Source organism: Fictibacillus sp. Mic-4, assembly GCF_049843615.1.
GTDB lineage: Bacteria > Bacillota > Bacilli > Bacillales > Fictibacillaceae > Fictibacillus_A > Fictibacillus_A gelatini.
In genome coordinates, this window is record NZ_JBBHZM010000057.1 from 1 (window position 1) to 15,091 (window position 15,091).

At 41.1% G+C, this 15,091-nt stretch carries 11 protein-coding genes and 1 riboswitch; of the genes, 2 read left to right on the top strand and 9 right to left on the bottom strand.

Annotated elements, in window-relative coordinates:
- Positions 1 to 59 precede the first annotated feature (59 nt).
- The gene (locus WD019_RS20305) at positions 60 to 1,532 is read right to left on the bottom strand and encodes an amidase (RefSeq protein WP_425712634.1); all 1,473 of its coding nucleotides are present in this window, start codon (positions 1,530 to 1,532) and stop codon (positions 60 to 62) included.
- Positions 1,533 to 1,665: 133 nt separating this feature from the next.
- Complete coding sequence (locus WD019_RS20310; protein WP_425712635.1) at positions 1,666 to 3,273, bottom strand: phosphodiester glycosidase family protein; 1,608 nt, start codon at positions 3,271 to 3,273, stop codon at positions 1,666 to 1,668.
- 188 nt (positions 3,274 to 3,461) lie between these two features.
- A riboswitch (Lysine riboswitch) is annotated at positions 3,462 to 3,650 on the top strand.
- A 99-nt stretch (positions 3,651 to 3,749) separates the two neighbouring features.
- Here WD019_RS20310 and WD019_RS20315 point away from each other — a divergent pair.
- Entirely contained in the window at positions 3,750 to 5,210 is a 1,461-nt protein-coding gene (locus WD019_RS20315) for an amino acid permease (RefSeq protein ID WP_026678164.1), read from the top strand.
- A 93-nt stretch (positions 5,211 to 5,303) separates the two neighbouring features.
- Here WD019_RS20315 and WD019_RS20320 read toward each other — a convergent pair whose 3' ends face one another.
- From WD019_RS20320 to WD019_RS20330, 3 genes are all read right to left on the bottom strand, one after another.
- Positions 5,304 to 6,503, bottom strand: a complete 1,200-nt coding sequence (locus WD019_RS20320) for a saccharopine dehydrogenase family protein (RefSeq protein WP_425712636.1) — start codon at positions 6,501 to 6,503, stop codon at positions 5,304 to 5,306.
- Positions 6,504 to 6,929: 426 nt separating this feature from the next.
- On the bottom strand, positions 6,930 to 8,162 hold the full coding sequence (locus tag WD019_RS20325; protein WP_425712637.1) for an aminopeptidase: 1,233 nt from the start codon (positions 8,160 to 8,162) through the stop codon (positions 6,930 to 6,932).
- 126 nt (positions 8,163 to 8,288) lie between these two features.
- Positions 8,289 to 9,683 carry an L-cystine transporter gene (locus WD019_RS20330; RefSeq protein ID WP_425712638.1) on the bottom strand — a complete coding sequence of 465 codons (1,395 nt, stop codon included), beginning with the start codon at positions 9,681 to 9,683 and terminating at the stop codon, positions 8,289 to 8,291.
- A gap of 243 nt (positions 9,684 to 9,926) precedes the next feature.
- Here WD019_RS20330 and WD019_RS20335 point away from each other — a divergent pair, with 243 nt between their 5' ends.
- On the top strand, positions 9,927 to 10,733 hold the full coding sequence (locus tag WD019_RS20335; RefSeq protein ID WP_425712639.1) for an alpha/beta fold hydrolase: 807 nt from the start codon (positions 9,927 to 9,929) through the stop codon (positions 10,731 to 10,733).
- 30 nt (positions 10,734 to 10,763) lie between these two features.
- On the opposite strand, the gene WD019_RS20340 is transcribed toward WD019_RS20335, so the two are convergent.
- The 4 genes from WD019_RS20340 to WD019_RS20355 all read right to left on the bottom strand — a co-directional run bounded on the left by WD019_RS20340 (position 10,764) and on the right by WD019_RS20355 (position 14,972).
- Positions 10,764 to 10,967, bottom strand: a complete 204-nt coding sequence (locus tag WD019_RS20340) for a DUF6501 family protein (RefSeq protein ID WP_026678169.1) — start codon at positions 10,965 to 10,967, stop codon at positions 10,764 to 10,766.
- A gap of 206 nt (positions 10,968 to 11,173) precedes the next feature.
- Positions 11,174 to 13,105: an ABC transporter permease gene (locus tag WD019_RS20345; RefSeq protein WP_425712640.1), complete on the bottom strand. Its 1,932-nt coding sequence runs from the start codon at positions 13,103 to 13,105 to the stop codon at positions 11,174 to 11,176.
- Complete coding sequence (locus WD019_RS20350; RefSeq protein ID WP_425712641.1) at positions 13,092 to 13,865, bottom strand: ABC transporter ATP-binding protein; 774 nt, start codon at positions 13,863 to 13,865, stop codon at positions 13,092 to 13,094. The genes WD019_RS20345 and WD019_RS20350 overlap by 14 nt, the downstream gene beginning before the upstream one ends.
- Positions 13,866 to 14,057: 192 nt before the next feature.
- Positions 14,058 to 14,972 (bottom strand): proline dehydrogenase family protein, encoded by a 915-nt coding sequence (locus WD019_RS20355; RefSeq protein ID WP_026678172.1) that lies wholly within the window; start codon positions 14,970 to 14,972, stop codon positions 14,058 to 14,060.
- Positions 14,973 to 15,091 lie beyond the last annotated feature (119 nt).

A 15,091-nucleotide genomic window follows, 5' to 3' on the forward strand; every position in this document is an offset into this window, starting at 1 on the left:
TCACACGTTCAAATTTAATCATTTTCACATCTTTAGTTGAAGGGGGCGGACAGCATGGTTTATTCTAAAACAGGAGGCTTCCTAAATAATGAGGCTTGTTCAAATGCATATCCGAGACGAATTAAAGTCGGTTCGGAAAATGCCCTTCCCGTTAAAATAATGCCGTATGGCGCACCTGCATCATCAAACCCTGCAGGGACGGTGATCGACGGATAGCCCGCTTTCGCTCCGATCTCATACCCGAATTCTCCTGGATAAAGGATGGAATCTAACTGATGTTCTTCGATCACTTTATCAATCCCAAGTTTCTGGGCTTTTACGATTTGATTTAACCTGCTCTTGATATATTCAGGTTCAGTTAATGTCCCGCTCGTTTGTTCACTTTCTAACAGGAGGGTCTGTCCAAATTTCAAGCAGTCTTTAGCATTATCCTTGTTAAATTGGATGATATCATTTAACGTTCGAATGCAAACCGATGGATGGAGCCTCTTTAAATAATCATTGATTCCCGATTTAAATTCGTAAAGCAAAACGGCATAATCCCCTTCTTCATGTTCCAACGGCGACGTTTCATTTAATTCAATAATCGTCGCGCCTCGCTGCTCCATAATCGAAATCGCATTTTCCATAATTTGTTGTTGTGAGTTCGATAGCATTTTCAAATAACGTTTTTTAGCAAATCCGATACGCGCCCCTTTTAAGCCTCCTTTATCCAAATAGGCCGTATAATCGTTTTTTGCTTTTTCGATTGATTTCAAAGTAGCCGGGTCCTCTTCATCCGCTCCTGCAAGAATGCCGAGTAAAATGGCGGCATCTGTCACCGTTCTTGCCATTGGGCCAGCTGTATCCTGGCTGTTTGAAATCGGAATGATCCCCGCTCTTGAAAGCAAGCCGACTGTTGGCTTAATGCCGACAATATTGTTTGCGTATGACGGGCATAAAATAGATCCTGACGTTTCTGTTCCGACTGCTACCGTCGCAAGATTAGCTGCAATGGCTGCTCCAGAACCGGAACTTGAACCGCTCACATCGAAAGTTCCCGGGCCATACGGATTCAGCACCTGGCCTCCACGCGAACTGTATCCGTTCGTCATATTTTCGGTCATAAAGTTCGCCCATTCCGTCATGTTTGTTTTTCCAAGAATGACCGCACCTGCTTCACGAAGCTTTTTTACAATGAATGCATCTCGTGCAGCATAGGCATTTTTTAAGGCGAGAGACCCGGCACTTGTATGCATTTTATCATTCGTATCGATATTGTCTTTAATAAGAACGGGTATCCCGTGAAGCGGGCTTCTCGCCCCCTTTCGTTTTCTTTCTTCATCCAACGCTTCGGCGATATGTATGCTATCTGGATTCAACTCAAGAATCGTGTTAAGGCCTGGACCTTGCCCATCATAAAGGGATATCCGTTCCATATACATGCAGACCAATTCTTTTGATGTTAAATTTCCATTCTGAAACGCTTCTTGAATATTGTTGATCGTTGTTTCCTCAAGTTGAAATATTTTCGGCAATAATGGATTCATCATCAACACCTCTTTAATATTGGAAATAATTGAATTTTCTTTTTTATCGTACCATTAAAAATGCTACTTTAATAGCTTATTTAAATAAAAAATCCCATTGGGTAAAGTTACTCAATGGGATAAATGAATAGAATATTTATTTAGGCAATATCGTAATCGAATCACCGACCGGCCGTTCACCCGCGGCATCTGACGGATGAGAAATGAGCTTTCCGCCAACTGCCATAGCGGTTGATCCTCCACCGTCCAAATTTAATGCCTCTTTAGCTCCTAATGCTTTCATTATTTTTGCACTTTCTTTAAAACTGGTCCCTACACTTCGCTCCGGATTCCTTCCATCAACAGTGACTAACAATATATTTCCATTTGCTTTGATACCGGCCATCGTCCGTGGGTGACGTGTGATCCCGAAATGGTAGAAAAATTCTTCATTGGCATGAAAGCCTTCCTGTTCCGCATTAACAAAAATTTCCCCATTTTTCAACAAACGGGGCCCGCCATTGACAATGTTTGCTCCTTTTCCTGCGGCATATGGTTTGCCATCAACATAAAGGTAGTGTTTAGTAGTTAGCCTCATTCCTCGTTTGGCATGTTTTTTCAACCATAGGGCCGCTTCATTCGTTCCTGCTATTACAGACCCATTGAACGGGATCGGCCCCCCTCGTTGTTCTCTGACCTCAACGACATTTCCTTCAGCATTCAATACGGCTTCAACACCTTTGCCCTCTGGTGTACTCCTCCCAAATATCGGATCGAACTCGATGAGTTCACTGTCATCCTTACAAGTAAAATCATGCATGGGAAGCTGTGTCGGAAGATCGCCGCCAACGCCCCCGCAGCTTCGAATAAATCCAGGTTGCCTGTTCATCCCGTCCAGTTCTCTTTTCGCTCCATCTGATGATTGAATGCTCAAATGAGTAGACACTTTTGAAATTGATGCGTTATTCTTAGCATTCGGTAAAATAAAGCTTGTGCGGGAGTTAACGGCTTCGCTTACAAGTTGTCCTTTATGGACTGAAATTCCCGCCAGGTCGCCTGGAGTCCCGTCTTTGGCATCCATCACAAAATAGCCGCCGTTGGTCGCCGCTATCGATTGTGTTCGCTTCGCCATACTTGAAACGGTTTCTTTTCCTTCAACCTTGTCCATTGCCAGAGAAGTTGAAATAGTGCCTTTAAATCGGTGGCGATCAATCTCTATTACATGAATGGACCACAGGCCGGTTGTCCTTGGACTATCAAATCCAGTGTATGTAACTTTTGCATTTAAAAAGCCGTCAGACTTTAATTTTTTATTTAAATTGTTAGCTTCCTTTTCCGCCGGGAACTTGCCGACTCGAACTAAATAGCCTAATTTGTGATGTTTCACATCGTTGGTTGAATCATTTTTAATCGTATGTAAATAAGTGTCATACCCTTTGTTTTTTAAGTCTTCAATCATCATAGCCGCATCCGTTTTTTTATTGAAAAAGCCAATGTCCACCGTATAATATTCGTTGTTCGATTTCTTGCCTCTTTCAATGGAAATGAACGTAACACCTTCAGTGAGCTGTTTAATTACTCGCTTTTCCGGGAGTCCGGATTTTCCGAGGGGGAGCTCTTTAATATGCCGTGTTGTGGGTGCTTCATTCATTTTCGCCAGAGTTATTGAAGGATTTAAAGATGAAGGAATAGATATAGAAGCAATGGCGGAAGCAAAAGTTAATGAAAAAATTGTACTTTTTATTCTTTTTGGACTCACTTTCATTTTTCGTTCTCCCTTCATTTTGCTTACTTTATGCTATCGCATGTTTATTAATTCACAATGAAAACAATGTAAAACATTGTTAATTCCATACAAGAAGTATTCTTTAGAAAACTATTGTCTGATCATGTCGAATCATTTATAATAAAAATGTCTTATTAAATGAATACAGATTAAAATCCTCATCAATCCGATGAGGTAGAGGTCGCGGCTTTTATGAGTAAGAGGGACGAGATGCAGAGAACGTCAATGACTCCATCTGAAAGGAAAAGCTGCCGAAGTTTAAGTCCATCTCTGGGGGCTTAAGCTGGGGCTGTTTCCGAATAGGAACAGAACTGCCGCGTTTGTAATCCAATCAAACGTGGTGCGCTATCTTACGGAAGGTGCATGATTCGGGTAGATTAGACAACCGTCGATTCCTTTCGGCGGTTTTTTTATTTCCCACTCCTTCCAAATAAACGAAAGAGGAGTGTTATTTTATGCAAAGCGCAGCAAGAAATCTGGCAGATCATCCAACTGCCAGCGAAAAAACAGAATTAAAACGGAATTTGAAGTCACGGCATTTAACAATGATTTCACTCGGGGGGACGATTGGTACGGGGTTATTCCTCGCAAGCGGAGGCGCGATTCACTCGGCCGGTCCTGGAGGAGCTCTTCTCGCGTATATTGCGATAGGAATTATGGTTTATTTCTTAATGACAAGCCTTGCGGAAATGGCAGCATACATGCCGGTTGCCGGTTCTTTCAGCACATATGCAACAAAATTTGTCGATCCTTCTCTCGGGTTTGCATTAGGGTGGAATTATTGGTATAACTGGGCAATTACCATAGCTGCTGAATTATCGGCTGTTACGATGATCATGAAGTTCTGGTTTCCGCATAGCCCCTCTCTTCTCTGGAGCGGTCTCTTTTTAGTTATTATGTTTTTATTAAACTTTTTATCCGTTAAAGGGTTTGGAGAAGCGGAATATTGGTTTTCGATCATAAAAGTAATTACTGTGATCGTCTTTTTAATCGTTGGTTTCCTTATGATTTTTGGAATTATGAACGGAGATGCGATCGGGTTTAAAAACTTCACCGTAGGAGATGCGCCGTTTCACGGTGGATTCATGGCAACTCTCGGCATATTTATGGCGGCAGGATTTTCATTCCAAGGAACGGAGCTGCTTGGCGTAGCTGCCGGTGAAAGTGACGACCCCCGTCAAAATATCCCGCGGGCTGTTCGTCAAGTGTTCTGGCGTATTTTGTTGTTTTATGTATTGGCCATTTTCGTTATTAGCTTATTAATCCCTTATACAAATGGCAACCTCGCCAACAGCGATGTAACAGTAAGCCCCTTTACGCTCGTGTTTGATAAAGCGGGAATTGCTTTCGCTGCTTCTGTTATGAATGCGGTTATTTTAACGGCGGTTTTATCTGCGGGAAACTCCGGGATGTATGCTTCAACCCGGATGCTCTGGGATTTGGCCCGGGAAGGAAAAGCGCCCAAGTTTCTTGCTAAATTAAACAACCGCGGTGTTCCGGTCAATGCATTGATCGTTACTTCACTCGTAGGTTGCGTGGCATTTTTAGCATCGTTATTTGGCGACGGGGTTGTTTATACATGGTTGTTAAACGCTTCCGGCATGTCTGGATTTATCGCCTGGCTCGGGATTGCGATCAGCCATTACAGATTCCGGAAAGCGTATGTCGCCCGGGGACTCGATATAAATGCATTGCCATATAAAGCAAAGTGGTTCCCGTTCGGTCCATTATTCGCTTTTGCGCTTTGTCTCGTTGTCATTTTAGGTCAAAACTATTCCGCCTTTATGGGTGGTTCAATTGATTGGTACAGTGTACTTGTTTCCTATATCGGATTGCCGCTATTCATTATCGTTTGGCTTGGATATAAATTCGTTAAAAAAACTAAAGTCGTTCCACTTGATCAATGTGAATTTTAAATCGAAAGCCCGTTAATGCCCAATTGACAGGGTCAAGCGCAGAGAACACCACCCGTTATCATGATCACGGGTGGTGTTATTTCATTTTTATTTTCAAGCCATCAAAATTGGACTCGTTTTCTTTATCACATACCATTCCATGCCTCTTGCCTTTAAGCGCTTAAGAAAAGGAACGGGGGCAATCTTCTCGGGTGGAATGCATCCAGTTTCATTTAAAAGTCCTTCAGCCATCATGTCAACAGCAACAACGGGTGGAACGCCGGTTTGCCAGACTGTTGCTTGAAAGCCCGCCTTTTCAAAGATTACATCGTGATTCGCGATTGTATAGACAAATAATTCAACGTTTTCACCATTTTTCGCCCCTTTCACATTCGCACCAACGCATGAATAGCCATGGATTTTTCCGGCAAGTTCAGCAGGTTTCGGCATTGTTGTTACGACAACATCACGCGGAATTACGTTCACCCCTCCTACTTGAATGGGTTCATCACTATCAAGCCCTAAAAAACGTAAAACTTTAAGGGTGTTTACAAAATCCGGGTGAAGCGCATACCGGAACTCTACATATTCACATCCTTTCCCGATTGACTGACCAAGGGTTGTAGGTTCCTCATGTTCTACCACATAGCAATCTAACCAGCCAATTGGGTCTGGAAATTCAAACTCATCCTTATTCGCAAATGGTGTCGGATAATATTTCATTCCATCTTTTGCGGTCCAATAATTTGGTCTTGCCAGACATTCCTGAATGGCCGTTTGTGGGCTAAAATAGGTGCAAAAGCCTTCATAGTCCACTTTAGAATTATCTCCATCAAGAATCGTAATGGATTTAACTGTATCCAGTTGATCCGCTGCATATCTTGCCGCAATATTTGAAAATCCAGGGTCACAGCCTAACCCCATAATGCCTAAAATTCCCGCTTTTTTAAATTTATCACCCCAATCCAGTTGAGATAGTAGGTCGTCCGGGCTATCGGAAGCCATATCAATATAATGGGTTTTTGTATCGATACACGCCTGCATTACCGTATAATTAAATTTCGGAATCCCTGCATGAAGCAGTACGTCGATGCCATTCAAAATAGAGGCAACACTTTCTTTGCTGCTGGCATCTACTTGATAAACCGAAATCGCTGCTGAAGTGTTTTTCCTTAATGAATTTGCAAAGATTTCTGCCTCAATTGTAGAAATATCCGCAAGAACCAGCCTGGATAAATAACGTTTTTTGATTACTTCTGATGCGCAAACTTGACCTACTCCGCCAACTCCTACTATCGCTACATTAAAACCCAAACAGTCGTCCTCCTATTTAATTAAAAATTCTAAATCCGAATCCGAAACATCCTTTGTTTATCAAATACCATTTCATGCCATTTCCTCAATTTTAATTGCCACCCCCTTTAAGTTAAATAACGACTGCTTCTTTGTCCGAGGTTGTCTTTTACTTTCTTTTTATCATTCCTATTCTCCATTTAACCCCTTGATGCTTCTTCAAAATGCGATATGGATGTTTTAAAAACAAAACTCGAGGGTGCCATTCAGCAAATTATAGGCTGAATAACACCCTCGTTTTTTAAAGACTGTATGCTATTTCACGGAATTATAATCATTGCATGACTTTTCTTGTATCAATAATTTTCTCGTTCAGCATATAAAAGTTTCGCTACATCTTCCGGTTTAAAAGGATTCCCCCATCATTTTGCTCTATCTTTTTTTAAATCAGAAAGCCCAATTCCCATTGCGAAAAACTGGTTCAATTGATCCGTCTTCTTTTTCCCCATCAATAGCTAAATCTTGAGAACCGATCATAAAATCGACGTGATTGATGCTATCATTTAGTCCGATTTTCTCCAGCTCTTCTTTCGTCATATCGGATCCGTCTTTGATGCACATTGGCAGTCCGGCGCCTAACGCAATATGGCAGGAGGCATTTTCATCGAACAATGTATTGTAGAAAATAAGATTTGAATTTGAAATCGGAGAATTGTGCGGCACAAGCGCCACCTCCCCTAAATAACAAATGTTTTCATCAATAGTTAAAAGATTTTTCAATGTTTCATAACCTGTCTCAGCCTGGAAATCAACGACTTTCCCATCCTGGAATGTAAGTGAAAAATTATCAATTAATACTCCGTTATAATTTAACGGCTTTTTGCTAGTTACGACGCCGTTAACCCCATATTTTACCGGAACAGTAAATACTTCTTCTGTCGGCATATTCGGAACATAGGAAGTTCCCGCTTTATTTGTAAATTGGGCGCATAACCATTGATGTTCATTTGGAAGTTCGATTGTTAAGTTGGTTCCTTCTGATTGATAATGAAGCTTTTTATATTTTTTTTCATTTAAGTAGTCCACTTTTCGAGTGAGATTCTCAATATGCGACTGCCATTTATGTACAGGGTCTTCTTCCATCACCCGGGTAACGGTAAATATAGCTTCCCACAACTTTTTTACACTTTCTTCCTTGCTTTCCCCAGGAAAAATTTGAGCTGCCCATTCTGGTGACGGAACGGAAATAATGCTCCAGCTGATTTTTCCCGTGATCGTATAATCATTAAACTCTTTCATTGCTGTTGCCGCTGTTTTGTTGACAATGGCGACTTTTTCAGGGTCAATGTCTTTTAAAAGAGTTGGATTTGGTGCGTAAATTTGCAGTAGAGCTGTATTATTTTTAGCCATTTCGACATATCCGTTTGCTCTCCACATCGGAAACTCTTTTAAGCCTTCCTGCGGCGCAAGCCTATACTTTAATAAAGTTAATTCCTCATCGTTATAATCGACGTAAACGGTTTTAGCTCCTGCAAGATAGGCTTTTTCTACCACCTTTCTGACAAAATCCGCCGAATGGATAGGTGCCTGGATCAAAACATGCTGCCCTTCTTGGACATTTAGCCCTACTTTAATTGCCAATTCAGCATACTGGTCAAGATACGTTTGAAAATTGTCCATATAAACCCCCTTGTTATTTTTGCCATCTTTTTATTATAAATTTTTTTTGTTATTTTGTTAACTATTTTGAACATTATTACTATATACAAAAAATCAGGCCGCCGGAAGTTTGGCGACCTGATCGGTTTAAGCCTCTAATTGTTGTTGGCTACTTGCTTGTGATGAATAAACAGTTGTATCTAATTCTTTTGTCACCTTGCTTGTTAATAGCCCTGCCGTCATGCTTCCGCTCACGTTCAGCGCTGTGCGGCCCATGTCGATTAGCGGCTCGATCGAAACAAGAAGTCCAACGATTGCAACAGGCAAGTTCATCGTCGATAAGACAATAAGTGCAGCAAATGTTGCTCCCCCTCCGACACCTGCCACACCGAGTGAGCTTAGTGCGACGACAACGATCAATGTCAAAATAAATGAAGGACTTAATGGATCAATCCCGGCAGATGGTGCAACCATAACCGCCAGCATAGCTGGATAAATGCCTGCACATCCATTTTGCCCGATCGATAGCCCAAACGAGCCGGCAAAATTGGCGATGCCTTCTGGAACTCCGAACTCTTTCGTCTGTGTGCTCACATTTAGTGGCAGCGTTCCTGCACTTGTTCTCGATGTAAATGCGAATGTAAGAACTGGCAGCGCTTTTTTCACATAGGTCAAAGGACTTAACCCCGATAAAGAAAGAATAAGTAAGTGAATAATGAACATGACGATTAACGCAATGTAAGAAGCAACCACAAATTTGCCCAGTTTCCAAATCGCATTTAAATCACTCGTTGCCCCAATCTTTGTCATTAATGCAAGTATTCCATATGGAGTTAAACGCAACACAAGTGTTACGACCCTCATGACAATGGCGTAAAGCGAATCTACAATTTTCGCGAACAATTCCGCTTGTTCAGGGCTTTTTCGCTTCACACCGAGAAAGGCAATCCCAATAATAACGGAAAAAATAACAACAGCAATTGTCGATGTGGGGCGAGCCCCTGTGAAATCTAGAAATGGATTGCCAGGAAGCAATTCAAGAATCTTTTGCGGTGCTGTCATGTTTTGAATACTATCTAGTTTTTGATTCACCGTTTGCAGTTGAAGCGTCTCAGCATCTCCTTTATGAAGCTCAATTCCTTGAAGATGGAACGAAAGCGCCGACGCAATGCCGATGGCCGCTGCAATGGCGGTAGTTACGATCAATGTCCCAATCACTAAACCTCCGACTTTACCTGCATTTTTTGACAACTTCGTCTTAATAAATGCAACAAGAATCGATATAAAGACGAGCGGCATGACGATCATTTGCAGCAATTTAACATAGCCGTAACCTGCAATGTTAAACCAATCTACCGAATGAACAATGACGTTAGATGTCGGACCATAAATAAATTGCAAAATAAGCCCGAACACAATTCCTATTCCTAATGCCGTAAATACGCGTTTAGAGAAAGAAACGTGCTTTCGTTGCATGTAAAATAGGACGGAAATTAAAAGTAGCATAATAACGATGTTGACAATTACGAGAAATGTAGACACCCTATTTCTCCCCCTTTATTCGTTTAATAAAAAAACTATATTACATGTATTCCGATACGTCAAGTAGGAATTACTTGCGTCTATCCTCCCTCCTTTTTATATTTTCTTTCCCCTTATTTTATTCGAACAAGTTCCGGATTATTGCTATCCATATATGAAAATAGGAGCTATAAAACAACATATTTCAGGAATAGCAAACTTATTATGTAAGTATCATCTAATAACCGATAGAGGGGGGATTGCATGCCTTATTTGAAGTTAGAAAACAATATAAAACTATACTATGAAGCGCTTGGTGAAGGTACTCCGGTCATCTTTGTCCACGGCGTTTGGATGAGTGGCAAATTCTTTCAAAAACAACTTCCTTACTTTCGTCAAAACTACCGGGCGATTGCTTTAGATTTAAGATGTCATGGAAAGTCATCTCACGTTCACTCCGGTCATACGATTACGGGATATGCCGGAGATCTTCATAAGTTTATACAAACTTTTAATCTGAAAGACATTGTGCTGGTTGGCTGGTCAATGGGGGCATTTGTCGTCTGGGAATATATGAAGCAGTTTGGTCAAGAAAATATAAAAGGAACGGTCATTATCGATGAATTAGCATCGGATTTCAAATGGCCGGATTTCCCGATCGGCGCGTTTAATATGGAAACGCTTATCCACTTTATGAAAGAGATTCAAACGAACAGAGATTCATTTGTGAAAGAATTTATTCCGTTAATGTTTAAAAATGGCCTTGCCGATGAAGAAATGGACTGGATGTTCGCGGAAGTAAGTAAGCTGCCGGAATCGGTTGCGAGCGCCATTCTATTTGATCAATCGGTGGTCGACTATCGTTCACTATTGCCGACAATTAAGATCCCGACCCTACTTTGCTTCGGAAGAGAAGAAAAACTGATTCCTGTTGCCGCAGGGAAGCATTTACAGGAAAACATCCCGAACTCAAAGCTAGTGGTCTTTGAAAATAGCTGCCATTGTCCGTTTCTGGAGGAAGCTGACTTGTTTAATAAGGAAGTTGATGCGTTTATAAAGTCTCTCAATTAACTGAAAAACAACAGCGCGCAGCTGTTGTTTTTATTGTTCCTCAAAGTAATTTTTGTAATAGCCGCCGACTTTTCCGGTATTGTCGACAATAAAATAAAAGTCTTCGGTTTCATTTTTCACGTCGTACGTTTTTCCGGCAGTCAACACGCGGTCCACCATATACTTTTCAGCGTTTGTATGGACACATTTCACTTTTTTTATCGTTTCTTTTTCAAGCCATGTTTTATGTATCATTCCCATTGCTCCTTTGCCAAAGCTTAATCTTCCATTGTCAGTATACCATTTTTAATCAACTAAAAACCAGCCGTTACAACCTTAAAGAAAGTTCTTAAAAGAAAAACTAAAGGTAACCCGGATTTTCTTCTTTTTTGAAAATCCGGGTAAATAATGCAGTTTTTAAGATTATGCTTTCAATACGGTAAATGAAATTATATCTCTTCTTAGCTTACTTCTTTATAGTACGACCGAACAGTCATTTCGTAATAGCCAAAATAAATAAGTATATACACCGGCACGCAGATGAAAATAGGGATGGCGACGCTTACCGGCATCATTTTTTCCAATGCTTTTAAAGCAAATAGCGTATGAAGCACTCCGAGAATGAGAGGAGCGGTAAAGACGAAGGCCATTTGCTTTCGGATCGCGCGCTTCTTCTCCTGGTTTGTTACTCCGACTTTTTGTAAAATGTCGTATTGTGGCTTGTCCGCAGCCGCTTCCATCATTTGTTTGAAATAAATGATTGACCCTGTCGCAAGCAGAAAGACTAATCCTAAGAAAACCCCGATGAAAATCATGAGTCCTGAACTTTGCAGCCCTTCACTAAACAAGTGATAATAATCGCTGTACTGCTCGCTGTTTTTAACAGCCTTCGCAAGATTGTTTGAGAGCGCTTCGCTGTCCCGTTCGTTTTTCACAGTAATATTGCGGACAACCCGCTCTTTGCCAGTTTGTTTCACCCTGTCGTATACATGATCCGGCACGACTAGTACGAACTCACCAAAATCTGAAAGGTAATAAGCACCGGCGCCTTTAATTTTCATCCGCATCGAAGACTTACCAATATTCAGCTGGACGGATTTATGGACATATGAATCATCAAATCCGCTTAAATTATCATCATATGAACCATCGACCGCAAATACTTCTCCGGGTTTTAAATGCACGTTTTCACTTTTGCCGATTTGTTTCATATATGAATGAAATTCACTTTCCGGCATAAGATGGAATCCTTCATCGATCATGTACCGGATGTTGCTAACATACCGAACACCGCTTACTTCCCCTTTGACAAACACCGTTTTTAGCGCGACATCGTTTGTCACCGGATGATTCGCTTTTTCTCTATTTAATGCGGCATTCACTTTTTCATCCAGGTGTTTATCTTTTTTCACATATGAATAACTGAACGGACGCATCTGGTCTGCCGTCTGAAACGTGCTTATATATACTGTTGCCGAAAAACCGACGGCACAAAGCGTTACAGCACTAAGAACACTAATCGTCGCAAGTGACGTCGCATTTCCTTTGATCCGGTATAAAAGCTGCGATGTGCTAAAAATGTTCATTCCTTTATAAAAGGAACGTTTTTTCTTTTTCGCTCGTTTCAACATAGCAACCGTAAAAAAATGGAACAACATGTACGTTCCGGTGACCGTAAAAAAGAGAATGGCGAACGCGAGCGGTAACAACCCGAGACCTTTAGTAGCAATTTTCATAAAAAAGAGCGCCATTGTGTAGCCCGTTGCAATGAATAAAATGCCGACGGCCGCCATCAACCAGGATCCTTTCGGGACGCCCTCTCCTTCCTTTTCCGCAGAAAACAGCTCAATTAGCTTAAAACGGTATATGAGCCGATATCCTTGAAAGGATGTATATAGAATAATTAAGAAAAAGACGGCAAATGTTTGCAGGACTGCTCTTACAGGAATTTCAAAGGTTACGTGCAAATCAAGCCCCATAAGCACAAGAAGCAAGCTTAAAAACGCTTTTGAAAGCAACGCACCTATCAAAATCCCAATCATGAGACTAATTAAACCCATACATAAATTTTCGTAAAAGAGCATTTTTCCGATTTGCTTTTTCCGCAGGCCCAAAAGGGAGTATAAACCGACTTCTTTTTTTCGTTTGCGTGTAAAAAAGCCGTTAGAGTAAATCATAAATAGCGCCACAAATAAAATGAGCAGAACGCTTGAAACACTAAACCCTCCTGAAATTTTCGTTGACGCGTCCGCCGCTTTTTCAATTTGTGAATTATACTTAAGCGACACAAAGGTGTAATACATAACAATGCTGAAAATCATTGAAGCGAAATAAAGAAAATAGTTTTTGAAATTTCGCTTCACATTTCGGATCGCAAGGTTAAATAACGTCACTTACGCCACCTCCGATGTCGGACAGTATAGCCAAAATCGAGGAAAAAAACTGTTTGCGCGATCTCTCTTCTTTATACAGTTCCTTAAAAATGCGGCCATCTTTAATAAAAAGGACACGGCGGCAATAACTTGCGGCAAACGCATCGTGTGTGACGAGTAATATCGTCGCCCGTGCCTTTTCGTTTAGTTGTGTTAAGCTTTCTAACAAATCTGTCGCAGATTTTGAATCTAGCGCCCCTGTTGGTTCATCTCCGAAAATTAATGTCGGATTTGTAATGATCGCGCGAGATGCGGCACAGCGCTGCTTCTGCCCGCCAGAAATTTGATACGGATAGTGGTTCAAAATCCGCTCAATCCCAAAAGTTGCTGCGATTTTTTTAACCCGGTTATCGATTTCTTTTGCATTGACTTTCGCCAGCGCAAGAGGAAGTGCAATATTTTCTGCAACGGTTAGCGAATCAAGCAAATTATAATCTTGAAAAATAAAGCCGAGTTTATTGCGCCGAAATAACGCAAGCTTATCTTCTTTCATTTTGACGATATCGTTCCCGTCAATGTAAATTTCACCAGACGTTGGGCTATCAATTGTTGAAATCATATTTAATAACGTTGTTTTCCCGGCGCCAGAAGGACCCATTATCCCGACAAACTCTCCTTCCTTCACGGTAAATGAAACATTATCCAACGCTTTATATTCATTCCCCTTTCCTTTTGTAGAATAGATTTTAGAAACATTTTTCGCTTCTAATACGACATTCATCTTGTATTCCCTCCCATTTCGATTGGGCCTTTAATTGGCGGCCTATTCATATTCGTTAATTTTTCACTTATAACTTTACAGATGGATAGAAACAGGAGCCATCTAATTACCTTACAGTTGGCTTACGATTTTGTAAGAAAAAAGCCTATTCCTTTAAGTAGTCAAGGAACAGGCTAAATAAACTCTTTTATCTTATTTTGAAAAGAAACCTTTTAAAGCGAATGCCACGTTTTGCGGTCTTTCGGCTAAACGGCGCATATAGTAGCCGAACCAGTCGTCGCCGTACGGGATATAGACGCGCATATTGTACCCTTCTTTAACCAATTGCTGCTGCATTTCCGTTCTAAATCCGTATAGCATTTGGAACTCGAATTGATCGTTCGGAATGTTGTTTTCTTTTACGAATTGTTTGACTTTCGCAATAATGTTATGGTCATGTGATCCAATAGCGGTAAAGCTTCCACTGAGAAGATGGGCTTTAATAATTTTCCAATAATTTTCATCAACGTCTTTTTTATCCTGGTAAGCAACTTCGGGCGGCTCTTTATACGCCCCTTTTACCAGGCGGAGCGAAACCCCTTTCAATTCTTCGATATCTTTTTCCGTCCGGTATAAATACGCTTGAATGACCGTACCGACATTGTCGTATGTTTTCCGCAATTCTCGTAAAATGTCCAAAGTAATTTGGCAGTGAGAATAATCTTCCATATCAATTCTGACAAAAAGGTTATGTTTAGTTGCTGTATCTAGTATACGGCACATATTGTCAAAGCAAAAGTCATGATCGATATCAAGACCGAGTTGCGTCATTTTTACGGACAACGTGCTTTTCACACCGGATGTAGCGATAGCTTCAAGCGTTCTCACGCAATAATCAGTCGATTCAATCGCTTCTTCACGGCTTGACACAAACTCTCCTAAATGGTCAAGCGTTGCCACGATACCTTTATCGTTCAATTCTTTTACTGCCTGGATTGCACTTTCGATCGTTTCGCCGGCAACGACTTTCGAGGCTCCGAATTTTAGTCCCCATTTTCTTGCCGCTTTATTTAATGTCTTGTTCTCAGATACTGCAAGGAAAAAGTTTTTTGAAATTGCCGCTAACATGGATAGTACCCCCCCTATGAAGTTCGCATTGCAGCTCGGCTAAAAGCTGCAATGCATAATTTGTTTATAGTGTTTCGCCTGTCGTCTTCGCTTGCATATGCAAGATGAGGTAGTCAGGA